The sequence below is a fragment of the Paenibacillus sp. KS-LC4 genome (assembly GCF_036894955.1).
Taxonomy (GTDB): domain Bacteria; phylum Bacillota; class Bacilli; order Paenibacillales; family Paenibacillaceae; genus Pristimantibacillus.
On record NZ_CP145905.1, the window covers coordinates 990375 to 1012522 of the forward strand.

The window sequence follows — 22148 nt, forward strand, 5'->3', positions numbered from 1 at the left end:
GTTCAAGCGCTATTTGCCTTTGTTTTTAATGATGCTTCCGGGGCTGGCGTATTTGATCATTAACAATTATGCACCGATGTTTGGCCTCATTATCGCCTTCAAAAACATCAATTTTACCCAAGGAATTTGGGGCAGTGATTGGATTGGGCTGCAAAACTTCGAATATTTGTTCAAAACGACAGATGCCTACATCATTACGCGAAATACGATTTTGTATAACGGTGGATTTATTATTTTGAACTTGGTCATTGCGGTAGGGATAGCGATTTTGCTCAATGAAATTCGCAGTAAAATTATGGCCCGCTTTTATCAAAGCGTCGTGCTGCTGCCCTTTCTCATTTCCATGGTTATTGTCAGCTATTTGGTTTATGCGGTTCTCAGCATAGAAACGGGCTTTATGAACAAGACCGTGCTTCCGCTGCTGGGACTTGACGCCATTTCTTGGTACAGCGAGGCGCAATATTGGCCGTACATTTTGACAATTGTGCATATTTGGAAAAGCGTTGGCTTCTACTGCGTCGTGTATTTGGCAGCCATTATCGGAATTGATCAGGAATATTATGAGGCGGCAACGCTCGATGGCGCATCCAAATGGCAGCAAATTAAGTCGATTACGCTGCCGCTCATTTCGCCAGTCATTACGATGATGACCTTGCTTGCAATCGGCCGGATTTTTTACTCCGACTTCGGCTTGTTCTATCAGGTTCCGATGGATGCGGGCGCGCTTAGCGATACGACAAACGTTATTGACACTTACGTCTATCGCGGCTTGATGCAGCTTGGTGATATTGGGATGTCCTCTGCGGCAGGCTTATATCAATCCTTGGTCGGCTTCATTCTAGTTCTGCTCGCGAATTACATTGTACGCAAAATCAACAAAGACAACGCATTATTCTAAGGAGTGAATGAAATGACGCATGAAAATAAATTATGGCAGTGGTCAGCCAATATATTTATGATGGCCGTATCCATCGCTTGCCTGCTGCCCTTCGCTTTGCTGGTTATATCCTCTTTCACCGATGAGCAGGCGATTATCAGCAATGGCTATTCTTTTTTCCCAGAGCAGTTCAGCTTGAGTGCTTATCGTTATTTGCTTGATCAATCGCAGGAGCTGCTGCGGGCTTATGGCATTACGGTTTTGGTTACGGTTCTTGGTACGACGGTAAGCTTGGTCATTACATCCATGCTAGCTTATCCGCTGTCGAGAAGAGATATTCCGCTTCGCAACCCACTGGCGTTTTTCGTCTTTTTCACGATGCTGTTCAACGGTGGGCTTGTGCCAACCTACTTGATTTATACGCAATATCTCGATATTAAAAATACGATCTGGGCGCTTATTATTCCAGGTCTTCTGATGAACGGCTTTAACGTTATGCTTATGCGCACGTTTTTCATTACGTCCATTCCGGTTCCGATTTTGGAGTCGGCTTACATTGATGGGGCAACTGAATTTAGAACGTTCCGTTCAATCGTGCTGCCGCTGTCGCTGCCGATTTTGGCAACGATTGGCTTGTTTCAGACGATTGGCTATTGGAATGACTGGTTTAATGGGCTCGTTTATTTAACAGATCCGAAGCTGTTCAGCATCCAGAACATTTTGAACCGAATATTGACGGACATTCAGTTTCTGTCGAACAGCGGCCTTGGCTCGAATGCGGGTCAAAGCATGGCCAAAATGCCGAGCGGCACCGTACGGATGGCGATTGCAGTAGTCGGCGTTATCCCGATTCTAGTCGCTTATCCATTTTTCCAGAAATATTTCGTTAAAGGGATTACGATAGGTGCAGTAAAAGGATAGGAGGGCGAAGTTAATGGCTGAACGCTTACGTCAAGTACTGGCAGGCGAGGAAGAAAACTATATTATGCCGTTGCTATGGCAAAGGGGAGAAGAGGAAGGGCAGATTCGCGAGGAAATGGAGCGAATTTATGCTTCCGGCATCAAGGCGGTCATCGTGGAATCGCGTCCTCACCCGGATATGCTTGGCGCAGGCTGGTGGCGGGATATTGATATTATTATGGACGAGGCGCGTTGCCGCGGCATGAAGGTATGGTTTTTTGATGATGACCATTTTCCGACGGGACATGCGGCAGGCAAGCTGAAGGATGCTCCGTCCGAGCTGCGCCGAACCTATTTGGCGGAGCGGCACATTGATGCGGTCGGCCCGGCGCCGCAAGCCTCCTTTCTGCTGAATACGCTGCTCCAGGCGGGCGATAAGCTGGTTGCAGCTGTGGCGGTTAAGCGCGGAGGAAAGTCAGGGGTTGCTGGTGCTGAGCAGCTTAGCGGATTCATTGAGCTGACCGCAAGCGTGCAAAACAATGTGCTTTACTGGGATATTCCCGAGGGCTTCTGGCGCATCTTCGTCCTGATTGAGACGGCGGAGGGTGCGGAGGAAGCGAAACGGAACTATATTAATCCGATTGTGCCGGAATCCACACAGGTGTTAATCGACGCGATTTATGAGGGCTATTACGAGCGGTATCGGGATGACTTTGGCAAAACGCTGGCTGGTTTTTTCTCCGATGAGCCGGGCTTCTATAACGATAAAACGACGTTTGATTTCAATTCCAGACTAGGCAAAAAGGGCATCGTCCTGCCTTGGCGACACGATATGCTGGAGCTGCTGTCCGCCGAGTTCGGGCAGCCCGTTGCGGCATTGCTGCCGCTGCTGTGGTACGAGGGCGGCGAGCAGACGGAGGCGCTGCGCTATACGTTCATGAATATGGTCAGCAAGCTGTATGCCGAGCATTTCAGCGGCAAGCTGGGCGACTGGTGCCGCGAGCGCGGCGTGGAATATATCGGACATATCATTGAAGATAACAATGTGCATGCGCGGCTCGGCTGCGGGCCGGGACATTTTTTCCGTTCGATGTGGGGTCAGGACATGGCTGGCATTGATGTCGTGCTTCATCAAATTATGCCTGGCTTTGACGAGGTGCCGTTTACGTGGATTGCCGGAGAAACGGACAGCGAGTTTTTTCATTATGCCCTAGCGAAGCTTGGTTCATCTCTGGCTCATATCGATCCGAAGAAAAAGGGCCGGGCGATGTGCGAGGTATTCGGCGCTTACGGCTGGAGCGAAGGCCTCAAGCTTATGAAATGGTTGACCGACCATATGCTCGTTCGCGGCATTAACTATTTCGTCCCCCACGCCTTTTCGCAAAAACAATTCCCGGATGCCGACTGCCCGCCGCATTTGTATGCACGCGGCGAAAATCCGCAATACCGCTATTATCGCCAGCTTAATGATTACACGAACCGCATCAGCCATCTGCTGAATGGAGGGCGCCATTATGCAACGGCGGCGGTGCTTTACCATGCGGAGGCGGAGTGGTCAGGCGCCGAGGCGATGCTGATTCAGAAGCCGATTAAGGCGCTGATGCAGGCGCAAATTGATTGCGACGTTATACCGGCAGATGTTCTTCTGGCGGCTGGAGCGTACGCGGTGAAGGACGGTCAGCTGCTTGTGAGCAATGAGGCGTATCAATGCCTCATCGTACCCTATGCTGAGGCGCTGCCAGCAGTGCTCGTGGAGCAGCTTGCCGAGCTGGCGGAGGCAGGGCTGAAGGTGCTGTTTGTAGACGGGCTGCCTGCCCGCACGCTTGAGGGCGGCGAAGCGGTGGAGCTTAAGCGTCTGAAAGCGCTGGAGTATGTATGGTCTGTGCCGCTTGCTGAGCTTGCAGCGAAGCTGCGGGGAGCAGGCATGTATGATATTGAGACGGCGGATGCCGCGCCGTATTTGCGCTATTACCATTATGGGCATTCAGACAGCGATGTATATTTCTTTTTTAACGAGCATCCTTATGAGACGGTGGATACGGTTGTCAGCCTCCAAGCCTCCGCTCGGATGATGATTTATAACGCCTTTGACAATCAGCTGAGCGAGGCTAGCGTTGAGCAGGCTGATGGGGTGAGCCGCTTGAGGGTAAGGCTAAGCGCCTACGAAACTTTAATCGTGCTGTCGGGAGAAGCGCTGCCGCAACTGACGGTGCAGACGCTGCCCGGTTGTACAGCATGTGTGCCAGTAGAGCTATCTGGCGAATGGACGGTTTCAACCGCTGCGTCTCTGCAATATCCGGTATTTGAAAGCTATGGCAAGCTGAGCGAGCTGGAAAATATCAATGCCCCGCACCTGCTGCCCGATTTCACCGGAACGATTCGCTATGAGCTTGCCTTCGATTGGAAGGGAGTGGACGAGCCGTTGTACTTGGATTTGGGTGCTGCGTTTGAAACAGCCGAGGCATCGGTGAATGGCTTAAAGCTAGGTACGGCGATTGCGCCGCCTTATCGCTTTGCAGCTGGCGAGGCTATTCGGCCGGGAACGAACCAGCTCGTCGTTGAAGTGACCAATACGCTGGGCAAGCAGCAAAAGGATTTCTTCTCGCGTTACATGCAGCAGGAGCCAGGCGGTTTAATGGGGCCGGTGCGGCTGCTTGTAAAGTCGAAGGACTAAGGACTAAGGACTAAGGACTAAGTGCAAAGTGCAAAGTGCAAAGTGCAAAGTGCTAAGAACTATTAATAAAGGGAAAAGAAGCGGCTGAAAATAGAAAGCATTTAAATGGAAGCGTGGTGAAAATGGTGGAGTAAGGCTCCTTTTTTCTCCGCGCTTCTATACGTTGACGGTTGAAACGGAAGGGGGTAGACGCAATGAAGCAAATCCCTCATTTGGTGAGCGAGAATGGTATAGCCACCTTGTACGTAAATGGTGAGCCATACCTTGCGCTAGGCGGGGAAATTCATAATTCCAGCGCTTCAAATCTTGCTTATATGCAGGAGAAGGTGTGGCCGGAGGTTCGCAAGCTGAATTTAAATACAATTATTGCTCCAGTATATTGGGAATTAATCGAGCAAGAGCAGGGAGTGTTTGATTTTTCACTCGTAGAAGGTTTAATTGAGCAGGCTCGTGCAGAAAATATTCGTTTAGTGCTGCTTTGGTTCGGCTTATGGAAAAACGGTAAGTCCAGCTACGTGCCGAGCTGGGTAAAACGGGACTATGTGACGTATTTCCGTGCCACATATGCCGATGGTTCGCCCTCGGATACGATTTCTCCGCTATGTGAAGCGGCGGTAACGGCGGATGCGGCAGCCTTCGAACGCTTGATGGCGTTTCTTAAAGTGTTTGATGAGGGAAATCACACCGTTATTATGCTGCAGGTGGAAAACGAAATCGGCTTTCTAGGCAGTGATCGGGATTATTCAGCAGCGGCGAATGCTGTATTCGAAGCAGCAGTACCTCAGCAGGTAGCTGACGCTTATGGCGTACAAGGCTGCTGGGTGCAGGCCTTTGGAATGGATGCGGGCGAATGGTTCATGGCTTACCATTATGCGCTGGCGGTTGAACGTATTGCGAGCACTGGCAGTAAGTCCTATCCGCTGCCGATGTTCGTCAATGCATGGCTGGAGCAATATCCATGGCGTGCAGGCACGTATCCGAGCGGCGGGCCAATTGCCAAGGTGCTGAAAATGTGGAAGCTTGCAGCACCGACCCTATGCCTATATGCTCCTGATATTTATTTGCCTAGCTTCGCGGACGTTTGTATGGAATACACGCAGGATGGCAACCCGCTGTTTATTCCTGAGGCGCGGCGAGACGTCTCATCGGCGGCCAATGTGTTTTACGCCATGGGCAAGCATGATGCATTAGGCTTTGCGCCGTTCGGTATAGAAGGATTTTTTCCTGAGGAAGCTGAAGGCGGCGGGCCAGATTTCAGTATTATGATGGCGCTGAATATTGATTTTTCCGGGTTTATCGTAAATGGAACAGGCCCGTACCTTGCAGCAAGCTATAAGCTGCTCGGAGGAATGCTGGGGCTGATCGGGCAAAAACGCGGTACGGGAAAAATGACCGGTTTTCTCCAGCAAAACGATGGCGGCTGTATTCTCCCCTTCCCGCATTACGATGTGAAGCTATCTTATAAACGGGCAGTGGAAGGGACGCCTCCGGCAGGCGGGCTCGTCATTGAGCTGTCCGATGACCGATTTATTTTCGCCGGAATCGGCTTTTCGGTGGAACTGCTGCCCAAGCAGGGTGAACGCGCTAAGGTCGGCTTGATCCGCGTGGAGGAAGGAGCATTCGAGCAAAATGTGTGGGTGCGGGGACGAGTGCTAAACGGCGATGAGTCTGCGTATCGCATTGCGGTGGGCGATTACGCCTCTGCTCTTTATATTGAGGCTTACAAATACGAATAATAGTCGCGGCTGTGTCTACAAGCTGGGGTTTACACGTAGTACCTTATACTTTGTACCTTACACGTAGAACCTTGCACAAAGCCAGACTTTGTGGACACAGCAGCAGCTATTACTTCCCGAACAAGGGTTGTGGCATCGGCTGCGGACTCAGAAGCCGCTAATGTGCTGGAAATAGCCATTTTGACAGGATAAATACGGTCATAACGGATCTCCTGTCCGCGTGCGACCTAAAAGCGGGTCAAGAGTCAAAATAGCGGAAACTCAGTCCTCCAAAAAAGAGGGGCGACCCGAGTACCCCGAGTACCCCGAGTGCCCAGAGTGCTTCGTGTGCTCCGTTTACACAAGGCAGCGCGGTCACCGTAATCATCCTAAAATAGCCCCTCCTGGCTCTCGCTTTGTGCAGTCCTGGAAGGGCTATTCGTCATTGATTAGCTGGTGCGCTGGATGAGTGGCGGACGATAAACTGCGTGTCGACGGCTATTTTGGTTTTGACCTCATGGTCCTGCTCAATGGCCTCAATCGCTAAATCAACGGCTAGATGGGCCATGCGTTCTTTCTCAACATGAACGGTCGTGAGCTCCGGTGAAACAATACGCGCCTCCGAAATGTTGTCGAAGCCAACGACGGAGGTGTCCTCGGGAACGCTGAACCCAAGGTCGGTCAGCGTCTTAATGGCGCTGATTGCGATATAGTCGCATTCGCAGAAAAAGGCGGTCGGCAGCTTGCGTCCGGCAGCTTGATTGGCGGCGAGCTGATGCTTCAGCTCCTCCTGAAATGACGTTATCGTCGGGGCTACCGAGAAAATATCCTCCTCGTCGATTGACAGTCCCCGCTCCTCTAAGGCGGCCATAAACCCTTTGCGCCGATCCTCAAAATTGCTGATCCGCACATTGGAGGCCAAATAGCCGATATGCTTATGGCCAAGCTCGCATAAATGCTCGCCCGCCTGATAACCGCCCATCACATTGTTGATCGCAATGAAATGGACGGGAAGCGTTTCAAAGCATGTATCGAGCACAACGAGCTGTGCCGGCAAGCTTTCAGCCAAGCTTGCAATTTGCGCCCTATCAAGGTTTGTACCGAGCAAAATGACGCCATCACTGCGGATATCCTCCGCCAAGGCATGGCTGTCACTGGAAAAAGCGTTTACGTCAATCGACGTAAACAGCAGCGAATACCCCTTGGCCCGGCAACGCACCTCTATATAATGAATAAGCTCGCGGAAAAAAGGCTGTTGATAATATTGTTCCAGCACGATGCCGGAATTGGCTAATACGAGAAAGGTCAGCGATCTGCTGGCGGCTTCCGGCTGGGCGGCACGCGTTTTGGGCAAGTAACCATTGTCCTTGGCCACCTGCAAAATACGCTCGCGGGTTTCTTGTCCAATGCCCGGCTTGCCGCTGAAGGCAAGCGAAACGGCTGATTTAGATACGCCAGCAAGGGCAGCGATGTCTTCCATTTTCACAATAAGTGTTTCTCCCTTCGAGCTTGCAGCCAAATGTTTAGTAAGTTTAGTGTATATCCAGCAGACATTAAAAGCAATGGACAATCGTAGTTTAGCTAAATAATTTAGTTAATATACTAAATTGAAGCGTTTTATTTATATAAACTTATTGACTCAAAGCCTTTTTACTGCTAAATTAGGGGTATGAATGCAGGGAAAGTCCATCAATAGTTTAGTGATTAGTTTAGTTGATTCAACTAAACTTTTATTAGACAAAAGCAGCAGCCAATAGGAGGATGCGAAGATGATTTTTAGCGAAGAAACGAAGATCGGATATATTTGGGCAAGCCCGGAGGGGCGAAAGGTTCTGTTAAAGCATGCGCCCGAGCTTGAGCATTCCCCTTATCTTTCTTTTATAAAAATGAATACGCTGCCGCGCTTCGCCACCTCAAACCAAGCCTTAATCCGCTCGCCGGAATGGGTAGCAGAGGTGTTGGCTGAGCTTGCTGGCATTGAATACGTAATCGAGGATGGAACGGAGCAGAAGGCCGCTTCTGCTTTAGAGAATGAGAGCAACGAAGCTTCAGCAGCGCAGCTACAGCACTCGGCAGGTGTAACGTTGGAGGCACAGGCAAGGGCGCAGGCCGATGCTGAGGGGTCAGCGAAGCTGCTTGCGCAGGGCGAAGTCGCGCGCTGGGACGTCTATGAGCTGGAACTGCATGGCCCCGCTCATGGCAATCCTTTCACGGATGCGGCGATCAGCGCCGTGTTCAGCCAAGGAGAGCGAAGCCTCACCGTCCAAGGCTTCTATGATGGCGACGGCATCTACCGCGTGCGATTTATGCCCGATGCCGAAGGCGAATGGCGCTATCGCACGAGCAGCAGCGTCGGCGCCATGAACGGCATTACCGGCAGCTTTGTCTGCCATAGCGCTGAAGCAGGAAACAACGGTCCGGTTCGGGTAGCGGACACGTTTCATTTTGCCTACGAGGACGGCAGCCGTTACTTGCCTGTAGGAACGACCTGTTATGCGTGGACGCATCAGGGTCAGGAGCTGGAGGAGCAGACGCTCGCCACGCTCGCGCAGACGCCCTTCAACAAGCTGCGGATGTGCGTCTTCCCCAAAGCTTACCTTTTCAATGAAAATGAACCGCCGCTGTACCCGTATGAGCGCTCCGCAGATGGACAATGGGATTTTACGCGCTTTAATCCCGCGTTTTTCCGCCATTTGGAGCAGCGGATTGCCGAGCTAGGCAGGCTGGGCATTGAGGCGGACTTGATTTTATTCCATGCCTACGACCGCTGGGGCTTCTCGGAAATGCCGAAGTCGGCGGATGACCGCTACCTCCGCTACATTACAGCGCGTCTGGCTGCATACCGCAACGTCTGGTGGTCGCTTGCCAATGAATATGACCTGATGTGGGCGAAGGAGGAGGCGGATTGGGAGCGTTTTGCCCAGATCGTCACGGATAATGATCCTTACGGTCATCTCATTTCCATTCATAATTGCTTCGGTTTTTATGACTATACCCGCCCTTGGATCACCCATTGCAGCGTTCAGCGGGTGGATGTATACCGGACGGCAGAGAACACCGACCAGTGGCGCAAGGACTGGAACAAGCCGATTGTCATTGACGAATGCGCTTATGAAGGCGATATCGACATGGGCTGGGGCAATATTTCGGGCGAGGAAATGGTGCGCCGCTTCTGGGAAGGTGCAATTCGCGGCGGTTACGTCGGCCATGGGGAAACCTATTTGCACCCCGAGGACATTTTGTGGTGGTCGAAGGGCGGCAAGCTGCATGGCACAAGCCCAGAGCGTATTGCTTTTCTGAGAAAGGTGATGGAGGAAGGGCCGGAGCAGGGCTTAAATCCATTGCGGTCTGAGTGGGACGCTCCATCGGCTGGCATTGCCGATACGTATTATTTGTTTTATTACGGCTTCAATCAGCCGCGCTACCGAAATTTTACGATGAAGCCGGGCATTGCGTATGAGGTCGAGGTGCTGGATACGTGGAATATGACGGTGACCAAGCAGACTGGCACGTATGAAGGGACGTTCCGCATTGAGCTGCCGGGCAAGCCTTACATGGCGATTCAAATGCGGCGCGCAAATACGAATTTTTAGCAGATACGAAATCTTAATAGTTTAGCGGCTTATTAGCTTGGCCTAATCCATCATTATGAGTCAACAAGGGGGAGTCAACGGTGAAAAAGTTGAAGCTTGGCTACGCGCCGACAAGACGGTTTGTTTTTAGTGCAGAGGATGCATTTCGGTATAAGGTGCTCATCAAGGAAAAAATCGAAAGCTTCGGCATGGATATAGACATTGTCGATCTGGAGGGCCTTAACAGCGAGGGGCTGCTCTATGATGATCACATTAACGCGGATGAAATTGCGGAGCATTTCCGTCGTGAAAATGTCGATGCGGTTTTTTTCCCGCATTGCAACTTCGGTACTGAAGACACTGTTGCCCGTGTAGGCAAGGCGCTCGGTAAGCCGGTGCTGCTGTGGGGCCCGCGCGATGAGTCGCCGCTTGAGGACGGCATGAGGCTGCGCGATACGCAGTGCGGCTTATTCGCTTCGGGCAAGGTGCTGCGCCGCTTCAACGTTCCATTCACCTATGTCACGAACACAAGGGTCGATGATCCGGTATTCGAGCGCGGCTTCACGAACTTTATCGCCGCGGCGAATGTCGTTCGTAAATTCCGTTCTTTAAGAATTTTGCAAATCGGGCCGCGCCCGGCTTCCTTTTGGACGATGATGTGCAATGAAGGCGAGCTGCTTGAGCGCTTCGGCATAGAAATTCATCCGATTACGCTAGTCGATATTCAGCGCGCCTCGCAGCGCATTGAGAAGGGCAACAGCTCGGAGCTGGCGCAAGCGATTGACTACATTAAAGAGAAGCTCGACTGGTCGGAGGTGACGGAAGCCGATGTGCGCCGCATTGCTGCGCTTAAGGTAGCGATGAAGCAATATGCCGTGCAGACAGGCAGCACAGCGATTGCGATTCAATGCTGGTCTTCCTTGCAGGATGCCATGGGCATTATGCCATGTCTCGCCAATGCGATTCTCACCGATGAGCAGATTCCTGTGACCTGCGAGACGGATATTCACGGCGCTATTACGTCGGTCATGGTTCAAGCGGCGACGATGAATCAGCATCCAACGTTCTTCGCAGATTTAACCGTACGCCATCCAGAAAACGCCAATGGCGAGCTGCTTTTTCACTGCGGAAACTTCCCGGTTTCCTTGTCTGTCGAGAATAAGCCGCGGCTGCGCAAGCATTTCCTGTTCGACGATCATTCACCGGGTACACATGAAGGTGAAATTAAGGGCGGAGGCATGACGCTGGCCCGCTTCGACGGCGACCACGGCGAATACCAGCTGTTTTTGGGCAAAGCCCGCGGCATTCAAGGGCCGTACACACGCGGCTCGTATGTGTGGGTTGAGGTTAATGATTGGCCGTTATGGGAAGAAAAGCTGGTCAAAGGCCCCTATGTTCACCACTCCGTTGGCATTCATGCCAATGCGATTCCGGCGCTGTATGAAGCATGCCAATATATTCCTGGCTTGAAGCCAGATCCGGTTGATCCGACAGAACGTGAAATTCAGGCATGGCTGCGCGGAGCAGGCTTGTAAGCGGAATAATGGTGATAGCTGAAGCAGAGGAAAATGCCGAAGCATGCAACGCCGAGGCAAACAACGAGGAGGGCTAACGATGGGGAGCAAGGTAAGCTTGGGCTTGAGCAGCACGGAGCTCAAAAGCAAGGCGGCACAAATCCGAATGGATTTGCTTCGCATGATCCATGGCGCAAAAACAGGACATACAGGCGGCTCATTGAGCAATACGGATATTTTAACGGCCTTATATTATAAAATTATGACGATTGATCCAGCTCGGCCAAAATGGCAGGAGCGCGACCGTTTTATTGCAAGCAAAGGGCATTCCGTTGAATCATTATGGTGCATATTGGCCGATCTCGGTTTTTTCCCGAGGGAGGAGCTTGCGACGTTCAGTCAGTTCGGAACGAGGCTCATCGGCCATCCGAATAATAAGGTGCCAGGCATAGAGATGAATACAGGGGCACTTGGACATGGGCTTGCTATATCGGTAGGCATGGCGCTTGCTGCGAAGAAGGATGCGAGGGCGAGCCGCGTATTTTGCCTAATGGGCGACGGAGAGCAGGCAGAAGGCTCGGTTTGGGAAGCGGCGATGGCTGGCGCTCATTACAAGCTTGACAATTTGGTTGGCATTATCGACCGCAACCGGCTGCAAATTAGCGGTACGACGGAAGAGGTTATGGGGCTGGAGCCATTGGAGGAAAAATGGGCGGCCTTCGGCTGGCATGTCGTCTCCATTGATGGCAATGATATCGACGCTCTTGTAGAAGCTTTCGAGGCTGCACCAGCTCTGGCAGGCAAGCCAACGCTCGTTATGGCGAATACGGTGAAGGGCAAGGGAGTGTCTTTTGCTGAAAATGTTCCGCATTGGCATCATCATGTGCCTAATGACGAGGAGCTGGCAAAGGCGCTTGCCGAGCTTGAGGCCGTCATCGGCAGCTATACACAGGAAGGGCAGGTGCAATAAGCGATGGCGAACAAAATACCGAATCGGCAAGTGATTTGCGAGACGCTGGTGACGCTGGCGCAGGAGGATAAAGATATTATGGTGCTGGCCAGCGACTCGCGCGGCTCTGCGGCAATGGCGCCTTTCGCGAATGCTTATCCCGAGCAGTTTGTAGAGGTCGGCATCGCGGAGCAAAATATTGTCGGCATCTCGGCAGGTCTTGCCCATAGCGGCAAAAAGCCATTCGTAACGTCACCGGCCTGCTTCCTTAGCATGCGCAGCATTGAGCAAATTAAAGTCGATGTCGCTTATTCCGGCACGAATGTGAAGCTGGTTGGCATTAGCGGCGGAGTCAGCTACGGCGCGCTCGGCATGTCGCATCATTCGGTGCAGGATATTGCGGTAGCGCGGGCAATTCCGGGGCTGGCGATTATTTTGCCGGCGGACCGCCATGAGACGAAGCGGATGACCGAAGCGCTGGTCCAGCATGAGGGTGGCGTGTACGTCCGTATCGGCCGCAATCCAGTTGAAGACAGCTACGAGTCGGATGACTATGAATTTGTTATCGGCAAGGCCGTGACGATGCGCGAGGGCACGGATATTACGATTATTGCGACGGGAGAAACGGTCAGAACCGCTTTGGATGCGCAGGCAGAGCTTGCGGAAGCTGGCGTATCGGCACGCGTATTGAACATGCATACGATTAAGCCGCTTGATGAGGAAGCCATCGTACGTGCTGCGCAGGAAACAGGCGGCATCATTACCGTTGAGGAGCACAGCATACATGGGGGGCTTGGCGCGGCGGTTGCTGAGGTGGTTGTGCAGCAGCATCCGGTGCCGATGCGGATTTTGGGTATTCCCGATGAGCCGGCGATTGCAGGCAAAACATCAGAGGTGTTTGAGCATTATGGCATCAGCAGCAGCAATATTAAGAAGATTGCGCTTGGCATGCTGGGAAGGTAGAGGGCATCGGCAATGGACAAAAGCTATCTGCTGACGATTGACCAAAGCACCTCTGGCACGAAGGCGCTCGTTATAAATCGCGCGGGGGAGGTTGTATCGCGCAGCTCTGCGGAGCATACACAGTATTATCCGCAGGCAGGCTGGGTGGAGCATGATCCGCTGGAAATTTATGAGCAGGTGAAGCAGGCAGCGAAGGAAGCGCTGCAAGCGGCAGGCGTAGCGGCGACCGAGCTGGCGGCACTTACCATTACGAATCAGCGGGAAACCGCTGTAATGTGGGATAAGGAGACGGGCGAGCCTGTCCATCGCGCGATTGTATGGCAATGCCAGCGCACAGCTGAGCGCTGCGATGCCATGAAAGCAGATGGCTTCGAACCATTGGTGCAAGCGAAGACAGGCCTGCTGCTTGATCCATATTTCTCGGCGGCAAAATGGGGCTGGCTGCTGGAGCATGCCGCTGGCGCTAAAGAACTGCTCGCAGCAGGGAGGCTGCGCGTCGGTACAATCGACAGCTGGCTGCTGTGGAAGCTGACGGGCGGGGAAGTGCATGCGACCGACTATACGAATGCAAGTCGGACGTCCTTGTTGAATATCCACACGATGCAATGGGATGCGGAATTATGCGAGCTGTTCGGCATTCCGCTGGCTGTGCTGCCCGAGGTGAAATGCTCGGATGAGCGGTTCGGTTATACGAACGACTCGGATTTATTCGCTGAGCGAGTGCCTATTACGGGCATCGTAGGGGATTCACAGGCGGCGCTGTACGGGCAGCTGTGTCTGGAGCCGGGCATGGCGAAGGCGACCTATGGCACCGGAACGTCGGTGCTGATGAATGTGGGCAGCAAGCCAGTCTCCTCCGGCAATGGGCTGGTGCTCGCTATTGCCTGGGGACTCAGCGGCAAAATGACCTATGCGCTGGAAGCGGTTATTCGCACCTCCGGCGACAGCATGCGCTGGGTGCGGGATAATCTGGGGCTGTTCAGCTCATTTGGCGAGCTTGAGCAGCTGCTTGAGGAGACGCCGGATAATGACGGCGTCTATCTTGTCCCAGCCTTCGTCGGGCTGGGAGCGCCGTATTGGAAGCCGCATGCCCGGGCGGCGATTACCGGCTTGAGCCGGGGCACGGGCAAGGCGCATATTGTGCGCGCCGCCCTGGAGAGCATCGCGTATCAGGTACGCGATGCGGCCGAGCTGATGCAGGCGGAGACCGGCATCGCGTTGAAAGGTTTGCGGGCCGATGGCGGAGCATCGGACAATGCTGTTCTGATGCAGTTTCAGGCGGATATGCTAAGGCAAACCGTCGCTAAATCCGGCGTAGCGGAGCTTTCCGCTATGGGCTCCGCCTACATGGGCGGCGTAGGTACAGGCTTTTGGAAGAATGAGCAGCAATTGGTCCAGCTATTGGGCGCTAAGGCGAGCGCTTATCGCTCGTATTCGCCTGCGATGGCGCAAGAGGAGAGCGACCGCTTGTATAAAGGCTGGAAGCAAGCTGTTGCTTCCGTATTGCATGATGGCTAGATAAAAAGTCAACATAATAGATGACTTTTACATGACTAGAGGCTTTGATACGTGTTATAATGCGTATAGAAAATGCGTACAATGCAAAGAGAGCCGTGCGTCAACACGGCCCTCTGCGCACTAGCCGCTTTTAAGGGCGGTAGGCTTCAGTATAGGATGACGATAAATAGACCGCTACCTTTGACCGAGGGCGGTCTATTTGTTTGTATTGAACAGTAGTGCGATTAGCGCCACGAGAAGCGTACCAAAGGTAAGCATAAGCATGAGTGCTTCAAATACTGTCACAAGGCATCCCTCCCTTCTATAAGGAGGTAGCCGACCGCCCTTGTAAGCCTTTTCTATTGCTTTACAATTATAACATGGCAAAGGTTTGAATGGATAGATATGTATATTTAGAGTAAGCTTCTGTTGCGCAAAATATTGGACAAACCAACATTGACGCTGGTACAAGCTTTAAGGTATAAACAAAATGTAAACGTTTTTATGCTCATATGCTCACATCGAGAGGGGAAACACTTTATGACATTGGAAATTGGCTTGCAGTTGTTTTCTGCCAAAACTGAATTCGCACGTGACCGCGCTGGCACTTTGAATAAAATTGCGGAAATTGGCTACCGAAACATCGAAATTCCACTTGATTTTACAGGCCAGGATTTGTTCAAGCTCGGCGATCTCAAGGCTGCTGAATTGAAGCAGCTTGTAGATCAAGCGGGCCTGAACGTCATCGCCACGCATATATTCGTCTCGGACGATGCTCAAATCGCAGATGTCATTGCCTTCAATAAAGAGCTGGGCTGTACGAAAACGATTATTCCGATCTCCTTTTTCACCAATTACGAGGACGTCCTTGCATTCAGCGAGAAGCTGAACCGCTACGGCAGCCAAATGCGCGAGCAGGGCATCAGCCTGCTTTATCATAACCATTTCCATGAGTTCCAGAAGTTCAATGGAAGCTATGCGCTCGACATTATTTTGGAGCATACCTCTCCTGAAAATGTTAGCTTCGAGCTTGATACCTATTGGGCGCTGCGTGGAGGCGTTGATGTTACAAGCTATATGGAGAAGCTGGGCAGCCGCTGCGAATTTATTCATCAGAAGGATTTGCCGGCAAGCGTTAATCCGGTTAACCTTTTTGAAACGCTTGATGAGAATGAGCCCGTTACGATGGGGACGTTCATGTCGATCGGAAGCCCGGATGCGTTTACTGAAATTGGAGAAGGCACAATTGATATTGCGGGCATTTTGCAGGCGACCCAGAAGTATACAAGCGCGAAATACATTATTGTAGAGCAGGACGCAACAAATAAAGGCGAGCTGGAAAGCATTGAGATCAGCTTTAAAGCTTTGACTAAGCTGTTGGCTGAGCTGTAGAACACAAACGTCATTAACACAACTCATATAGTTAAAATAGTAAGAGCCGGAATCTGTATGGCAGATTTCGGCTTTTTTTAATTGGCTAAGTGACCCGGCGGCCATCCCGAATTCAAATGGGCGAAAGCATTGACTAATTCCTCGAAAAGATTTATAGTGATAAATAGTTTAGTGATGAAATATTTATTAATTGCGCTTTATGTCGAAGCGATGGAATGATTGGACGATGAACGCAAGCAGGGAAGGGGTGAGTGCATGCCAAGCAAGGAAGACGTTGTCGAGCTCTCGACCATGTTCAAATTAATTATGAAAAATGCGAACTCGGAGTGGAACAAACGGATGCAAGGGAATATGTCATTGTCCCAGTTCAAGCTGCTTTATTGGCTCAAGCAAGATGGGCAGCAAAGAGTGTCCGATCTGGCAGAGAAGCTTTGCATTTCCGCTGCTGCCATAACGGGACTAGCTGATAAGCTATCTGCGGAAGGTAATATTGATCGGGTTAGGGATGAGGAGGATCGCCGCGTCGTATACATTGATATTACCGAGAAAGGGAAAGCTACTCTCGACCAAATATCGGATGATCAAAAAGAGACGCTGGGCATGATGTTAAACTGTCTGGACCCAGAGGACATCGCACATTTAAAACGGATTTTCAAAAAGCTAAACGATCATATGGCTATTTAATTCATACCGAATGAGGGGAAGAGATTTAATCTATGGAGCATTTATCACAAAAAAGAAAGCTGACCATTATGGTTGCTATTATGTTCGCTATGTTTTTTGCAGCGATCAACCAAACCATCGTCAGTACGGCGATGCCGAGAATTATTGCCGAGCTGCACGGGATGGAGCTATATACATGGTCGATTTCAATCTACATGTTGACTTCAACCATCGCAACCGTTCTAGTTGGCAAGCTGTCGGATATTTACGGACGTAAGCCATTTATATTGGCCGGTATTTTATTTTTTATCGTCGGTGCTTTTCTTGCCGGAACGTCAACTGATGTGTATCAAATGATTTTCTACCGTGCGATTCAAGGTGTAGGCGCGGGTATTATTATGGCGACGGCCTTTACCGCAGTCGGTGATTTATTCCCGCCACGGGAGCGCGGCAAATGGACGGGCATAATGACAGCCGTTTTTGGCTTTTCCAGCGTCATTGGCCCTACGTTTGGCGGTTACATTGTTGACCACATGGCATGGCACTGGGTGTTCTGGATTTTCCTGCCGATTGGTATCATCGCCTTCATTATGATTTTGACGCTGTTTCCGAAGACGCAGCGCAAGCAATCCGAGTCAATTGACTACTTGGGCTCGTTATTTCTGACGACGACGCTTGTGCCTTTGCTGCTTGCTTTCACATGGGCGGGTACGAAATATGCTTGGGGCTCCGCCCAAACGATTGGCTTATTCGCGGCAACGCTTGTATCGGCGCTGATTTTCGTGTACGTGGAGTCCAAGGCGAAAAGCCCGGTGCTGCCGCTTCATTTTTTCAAAAACGGGATTGTCACGCTCTCTAATGTGATCGGCTTCCTGATGAACTTCGGGATGATGGGCGCTTTGATTTATCTCAGCTTCTTCGTGCAAGGCGTGCTGGCGATTTCGCCAACCTATGCGGGTTATGTCACGATGCCAATGTCGATTGGGATGGTAATTACGAGCGCGATTGGCGGTCAATTGATTAGTAAATCAGGCAAATACAAAAAATTCGCCTTAATCGGCATGCCGCTCATGGTAGCGGGCATGGTGCTGATGGTGTTTATGAACAGCGTCTGGATGGCGGTATTGGCGATGATCGTCTTCGGCCTTGGTCTTGGTCTAGGAATGCCGGTATTTTCGCTGGCCATTCAAAATGCGGTTCCATTCAAGGAGCTTGGCGCCGTAACGGCGGCTATGCAGCTGTTCCGTAATATGGGCGGCACCATCGGTATTGCTGTAATGGGAACCGTGCTGTCTACCAGCTTGAAAAGCAATTTGACCGAGCTTGCCCAGTCGGGAGATGCTGTTGATCTCAGCAAGCTTGATCCGAAGGTGGCTCAAGAGTTCGCTGTGTTTGCCAATCCGCAAATGCTGACGAACCAGCCGGAGCTAGAAAAGCTGCACCAAAGCCTGCCTGCCGACCTTCAACCGTTGTTTACAAAAATGGTGGAAATGCTTCGCGAAGCGCTTGCTTCGTCGCTTTCAACCGTGTTTCTTGCAGGTACGCTCATTTTGGTTGGTGCGGTCATTTTGACCTTTTTCCTGAAGGAAATCCCGCTCCGTACGTCAAATGCAGCACCACAGCCAGCAAACACGGATGCAGCAGCGGATAAGGATACAGATACAGGCAGCAAGCTGCATGGCAAGCTGGTCAGTCAGCCGACGGAATAAGCGAATTTGAATAGAGGGCAGCTCATACGAATGAATGTTGCTGCAAGCGATGAAACGAACGTTGAAACAAACAATGTTGCGAACGATGGACATAACAACAAGCAAAAGCCTTCCGGCAGCGGAGGGCTTTTGCTTGTTGGCGGGCAGCAGCGCTGCTACACGAGCTTGCGGATGGTGAAGTTTTGCTGCAGGACGTACCAGTTTTGCGGGAAAGGCACGCCGAGCACCCAATAGCTGACCCCCCTGAGCTTATAATTTTTCACAATATTGAATTTAGCTTGTACGCTGCGCGCATCCTCATACCAGACCGTATGCTGCGCGCCTTGTTCATCATAATAAGTATAATGAGGCGATTCGGCTATTGGATCATACTCAATGGTAGCGCCATATTTGGCAGCCCGTGCAACAGCTTGCGGCGGATTAACCGTTGGCGCCCATTTGCCGCCTTTCACATAAGGCAGCGTCCAGTCATAGCCATAGAGCGGCATGCCCATAACAATTTTGGAGGCGGGGATGACGGAAAGCGCATAATTTAGCACCTTAACGACTTCGTTGAGTGGAGCGACGGCGAGCGGAGGGCCGCCGGACCAGCCCCATTCATACGTCATCAAAATAACGAAGTCGACAATTCGCCCATGGGCGGCATAATCATGACCTTCGTATAGCGTGCCCTTCTGCTCCGCGCTTTGCTTGGGAGCAAGACAGGTGGAGACGAGCAGATGATGAGGATGCAGCGCATCGACCAGCCTTTGCAGAAAAGCATTATAAGCCTCACGATCCACCGGTCGCACATATTCAAAATCCACATTCAGCGCCATATAGCGCTTCTGCTGCATAACGGACAGAACACTCGCAATGACTGCGCTTTGAATCGCGGCATCCGTCAGCACGGCATGGGCGATATCGCTGCTGAAGGTGCCGTTCTCAAAATTGGTTAACACCATCATCGGTGCTACTTTCTCTTGAAAGGCCGCTTCAATAATAGCGCTGTCGTCGATCGGCACCAGCGTACCGTCCAACTGAATACGGTAGCTGAACGGGCTGAGATAAGTAAGGTTCGCCCCAATTTCATGCACGAGCGCTACGCCGCTCGCGTCGAATTTTTCCGTATAGCCGTTCACCTCAATGATAGGCTTCTCCGGCTGGGGTATGATGAGCACTTGGCCAGCCTTAATGAGGGCAGGGTTTTTGAGCTCGTTGGCGCGCATGAGCTGTTCGATTGTCACGCCGTATTTCAGGCCGATCGACCATAGGCTCTCCCCCGGAAGCACCTTGTGATTGCCAGTCTCCGAAGGAATAATGATTGCCTGGCCAATGACGAGTGGAGCATCAGCAGATATGCCATTTGCCAAAGCGATAGCATCTGTGCTGACGCCGAAGCGCTGTCCTAGCTGCCATAGCGTATCGCCTTTTTTAACCGTATGGATATGCATGTCGCGATAATACCTCCCCCAAGCAAAAGTTCTTTATCTACTTATATTCGACCGTTCTATGAAAAAAGACTTCGGCTTCACTTTTCCTTCTTTGTGTGTGGGTTTGCTTCTGTTCTTCAGCTCTTTTGCTCTTCTGCTCTTCACCTGTTTTAAAAAAAGGCCCCCAAATAAAAATGGGGGCCTAGAGCGGCATTGTAGCTTTTATAATTTGGTTTGTTTTAAAAGTGTGGTGAAGGGGGCGGAGTGGAATGAAAAGCTTGAACTGGAGAAGCGTCAGCGTTCGTTTAAAGCTTTCCGTAGGAAAGCAGCTTCGGAAGCATATGCTTTTACCGTTGGATTTCCCCATTAAATAGGGTAGTTATAGAAATTCAAGGGTAATGACGATCGGAAGTCAAGCTTTTCATGCAGCGCAGCCATCTCTCACCATGGCTTTTACTACGATAACCGAATCGAAAAGCGGTTATCGACTGGGGACAATAAATTAACGACCACGCTTTGACAGCCAGCCGGGTGGCTATCGTCGCGAACGGAGGGCATCCAGTGCTCGAATACGCCAGAAGTCAGCTCGATTGCCGAGCCATCCGACATTTCATAGCGGCAGGAGCCCTGCTTCAAGAAATAGTTGCTGCTGCCGGCAATCGCTTCGAGACCTTCACCGCTTAGCTTGCCATCCTTGGCAAAAACGAACGTCAGCTGTGTCATCACATCTTCTTGCAGCTTATCGGAATACAGGTGAATGTCCCAGCCGTCTGCCGTTTGTGTCAGCTCCGCTTCGATGAATTGCTCTTGCAAATGGGTCGCTTTCCGTTCTCCATGTGGAAGGAGATACCAGGGGACGCCAGCAGTGACACCGTCTGCTGCAAGCGGCGGAAGCAGCTCGTTTGGAATCGGGCCGTTGTAGCCTTTATACATGCGTTTGCCGAGCTTATATCGACCGTCTTCTGCTTGTTGAAACTGATCGAAGCTGACCACGCCAGGGGTAAAGGCAGTTGACGCTTTAACTGCAAGCAGGCTCGCCGAGCCATGGCGGAGCGAGAAGAAGGATGGCGCATTCGTCATAACCGTTGCGCTTGTCTGTCCATCGCGGACACGAACGAGCGGCGCGCCGAAGGCGGTATGCGCAGAGCTGTGCGTAATGTGGAGCTGATGCCCCAGCTTCTTCATCTGCTGCAAATCTTCATGAATCGGGTGCTGAGCGTTGATGATTTTTACATATTGATCTGACAGCGCCGCCCGCTTTATATGGCTGATGTCCATTTGCTCCGGATAGAGCAGGTAGCCAATGAGCGGATGGTCGGTCACCGAGTAGAACTGTTTAAAGAAAGGGCCCGCATAATCAGAAAGGGTTGCAAATAGCGGATCACGGTCATGCGATGCCATCAAGCGGTAGGGGAGGAAATAACCGGACATATCCGAAGGCTGTCCATAATCCTGCCTGCCGGAGTAGTCGGTTACAACCTCACCGGAAGGATGGACCAAATATTGCATCATGCGCAGATTGCTGCGTACGCTTTCCAGCAACTCAGGGCGATTAAGCGATATCGCTGCATGGTAGAGGGCAATATCGCTAACGGCATTGTAGATGCCGTTGCTGCGCTCAGTCCATTCGCCATCTGCCGTTATATCAATGCCTTCTGCAAGCCAAGCATTCGCGCGAGCCACAAGCGCCGGATCAGGGAACAACTTGTTCAGCAGACCGAGGGCCGCTGTCAAAATCCAGCGATGGTTGGGCGTATGGCAGCCGCCTTCAAGCATGGCTGGCGTTGCCCGCTTCAGAAACAACGCAAGCAGGGAAACGGTCTTTTCAAAAGCGGGATATTCCACACTTTGCTGCGCCAATAGCTCATAAAGCTGCGCAAAGCCAATGACGACAAAGCCGGTATCTGGCGGTGAGTGGTAGTTAGTTGAGCCAAGCGTAATCGTTCCGTCGTTATGCTGGCGGTTCAGCATATATTGCAGTGCAAGCTCGAGTCTTTCAAGCAGCTGCTCGTCGCGGTAGAAGGCTGATTCAGGGCTGCACAACGAGGCAGTCCACTTTGCAATAACAGCTCCTGTGCCGACATGGCTCGGATGAGGCAGACCGGTAAAGGAGTCGATGATCCCTCCGACATTGCGGCTTTCGGAGTCTTTTATTTGTAGGCCAAGAGATTGGGTGACAAGCTCATCGTTTAATTGCACCAAGCGCTGATAAATAGGGTCCATATGGTTGCTCCTTTTTAGTTTGGTATATGTATCCTTATTACAATCAGAAAACCTTTGTTTCGGATTTTGATAAAGCGCTTTACCTAAC

General features: G+C 51.5%; 15 protein-coding genes. 12 read left to right on the forward strand and 3 right to left on the reverse strand.

Annotated features, from left to right (window positions below; all coding sequences use genetic code 11):
* The first annotated feature begins 28 nt into the window (after nt 1–28).
* The 4 genes from V5J77_RS04225 (at nt 29) to V5J77_RS04240 (ending at nt 6187) form a co-directional block, all read left to right on the forward strand.
* The gene (locus tag V5J77_RS04225) at nt 29–898 is read left to right on the forward strand and encodes an ABC transporter permease subunit (protein ID WP_338556540.1); all 870 of its coding nucleotides are present in this window, start codon (nt 29–31) and stop codon (nt 896–898) included.
* Nucleotides 899–910: 12 nt separating this feature from the next.
* Complete coding sequence (locus V5J77_RS04230; RefSeq protein WP_338554549.1) at nt 911–1798, forward strand: carbohydrate ABC transporter permease; 888 nt, start codon at nt 911–913, stop codon at nt 1796–1798.
* Nucleotides 1799–1811: 13 nt separating this feature from the next.
* Nucleotides 1812–4451, forward strand: a complete 2640-nt coding sequence (locus tag V5J77_RS04235) for a glycosyl hydrolase (RefSeq protein ID WP_338554550.1) — start codon at nt 1812–1814, stop codon at nt 4449–4451.
* Nucleotides 4452–4645: 194 nt separating this feature from the next.
* The gene (locus V5J77_RS04240; protein ID WP_338554551.1) at nt 4646–6187 is read left to right on the forward strand and encodes a DUF5597 domain-containing protein; all 1542 of its coding nucleotides are present in this window, start codon (nt 4646–4648) and stop codon (nt 6185–6187) included.
* A 421-nt stretch (nt 6188–6608) separates the two neighbouring features.
* Here the strand turns inward: V5J77_RS04240 and V5J77_RS04245 are convergent, their stop codons facing one another.
* Complete coding sequence (locus tag V5J77_RS04245) at nt 6609–7652, reverse strand: LacI family DNA-binding transcriptional regulator (protein ID WP_338554552.1); 1044 nt, start codon at nt 7650–7652, stop codon at nt 6609–6611.
* A 283-nt stretch (nt 7653–7935) separates the two neighbouring features.
* Between V5J77_RS04245 and V5J77_RS04250 the strand changes: the two genes are divergently transcribed.
* The 8 genes from V5J77_RS04250 (at nt 7936) to V5J77_RS04285 (ending at nt 18425) form a co-directional block, all read left to right on the forward strand.
* Nucleotides 7936–9759: a DUF5605 domain-containing protein gene (locus tag V5J77_RS04250; RefSeq protein WP_338554553.1), complete on the forward strand. Its 1824-nt coding sequence runs from the start codon at nt 7936–7938 to the stop codon at nt 9757–9759.
* A gap of 80 nt (nt 9760–9839) precedes the next feature.
* The gene (locus tag V5J77_RS04255) at nt 9840–11273 is read left to right on the forward strand and encodes an L-fucose/L-arabinose isomerase family protein (RefSeq protein WP_338554554.1); all 1434 of its coding nucleotides are present in this window, start codon (nt 9840–9842) and stop codon (nt 11271–11273) included.
* A gap of 103 nt (nt 11274–11376) precedes the next feature.
* Nucleotides 11377–12222: a transketolase gene (locus V5J77_RS04260; RefSeq protein WP_338556542.1), complete on the forward strand. Its 846-nt coding sequence runs from the start codon at nt 11377–11379 to the stop codon at nt 12220–12222.
* A 3-nt stretch (nt 12223–12225) separates the two neighbouring features.
* Complete coding sequence (locus V5J77_RS04265) at nt 12226–13164, forward strand: transketolase C-terminal domain-containing protein (protein ID WP_338554555.1); 939 nt, start codon at nt 12226–12228, stop codon at nt 13162–13164.
* Between the two features lie 12 nt (nt 13165–13176).
* A complete protein-coding gene (gene glpK / locus V5J77_RS04270) occupies nt 13177–14682 on the forward strand; it encodes a glycerol kinase GlpK (protein ID WP_338554556.1) in 1506 nt (501 codons plus the stop codon).
* Between the two features lie 519 nt (nt 14683–15201).
* On the forward strand, nt 15202–16053 hold the full coding sequence (locus V5J77_RS04275) for a sugar phosphate isomerase/epimerase (protein WP_338554557.1): 852 nt from the start codon (nt 15202–15204) through the stop codon (nt 16051–16053).
* A 255-nt stretch (nt 16054–16308) separates the two neighbouring features.
* Nucleotides 16309–16737: a MarR family transcriptional regulator gene (locus V5J77_RS04280; RefSeq protein WP_338554558.1), complete on the forward strand. Its 429-nt coding sequence runs from the start codon at nt 16309–16311 to the stop codon at nt 16735–16737.
* Between the two features lie 32 nt (nt 16738–16769).
* A complete protein-coding gene (locus tag V5J77_RS04285; RefSeq protein WP_338554559.1) occupies nt 16770–18425 on the forward strand; it encodes an MDR family MFS transporter in 1656 nt (551 codons plus the stop codon).
* A 155-nt stretch (nt 18426–18580) separates the two neighbouring features.
* Here V5J77_RS04285 and V5J77_RS04290 read toward each other — a convergent pair whose 3' ends face one another.
* Nucleotides 18581–19858, reverse strand: coding sequence for a LysM peptidoglycan-binding domain-containing protein (locus V5J77_RS04290; RefSeq protein WP_338554560.1), 1278 nt, complete (start codon nt 19856–19858; stop codon nt 18581–18583).
* 435 nt (nt 19859–20293) lie between these two features.
* Entirely contained in the window at nt 20294–22060 is a 1767-nt protein-coding gene (locus tag V5J77_RS04295) for a hypothetical protein (protein ID WP_338554561.1), read from the reverse strand.
* Nucleotides 22061–22148: the final 88 nt, after the last annotated feature.

Excerpts from the sequence above, each read along its gene's own strand:
- V5J77_RS04225 (WP_338556540.1), top strand. The coding sequence starts at position 29 with ATGATGCTTCCGGGGCTGGCGTATTTGATCATTAACAATTATGCACCG.
- V5J77_RS04230 (WP_338554549.1), top strand. The coding sequence starts at position 911 with ATGACGCATGAAAATAAATTATGGCAGTGGTCAGCCAATATATTTATG.
- V5J77_RS04235 (WP_338554550.1), top strand. The coding sequence starts at position 1,812 with ATGGCTGAACGCTTACGTCAAGTACTGGCAGGCGAGGAAGAAAACTAT.
- V5J77_RS04240 (WP_338554551.1), top strand. The coding sequence starts at position 4,646 with ATGAAGCAAATCCCTCATTTGGTGAGCGAGAATGGTATAGCCACCTTG.
- V5J77_RS04250 (WP_338554553.1), top strand. The coding sequence starts at position 7,936 with ATGATTTTTAGCGAAGAAACGAAGATCGGATATATTTGGGCAAGCCCG.
- V5J77_RS04265 (WP_338554555.1), top strand. The coding sequence starts at position 12,226 with ATGGCGAACAAAATACCGAATCGGCAAGTGATTTGCGAGACGCTGGTG.
- glpK (WP_338554556.1), top strand. The coding sequence starts at position 13,177 with ATGGACAAAAGCTATCTGCTGACGATTGACCAAAGCACCTCTGGCACG.
- V5J77_RS04275 (WP_338554557.1), top strand. The coding sequence starts at position 15,202 with ATGACATTGGAAATTGGCTTGCAGTTGTTTTCTGCCAAAACTGAATTC.
- V5J77_RS04280 (WP_338554558.1), top strand. The coding sequence starts at position 16,309 with ATGCCAAGCAAGGAAGACGTTGTCGAGCTCTCGACCATGTTCAAATTA.
- V5J77_RS04285 (WP_338554559.1), top strand. The coding sequence starts at position 16,770 with ATGGAGCATTTATCACAAAAAAGAAAGCTGACCATTATGGTTGCTATT.
- V5J77_RS04290 (WP_338554560.1), bottom strand. The coding sequence starts at position 19,858 with ATGCATATCCATACGGTTAAAAAAGGCGATACGCTATGGCAGCTAGGA.
- V5J77_RS04295 (WP_338554561.1), bottom strand. The coding sequence starts at position 22,060 with ATGGACCCTATTTATCAGCGCTTGGTGCAATTAAACGATGAGCTTGTC.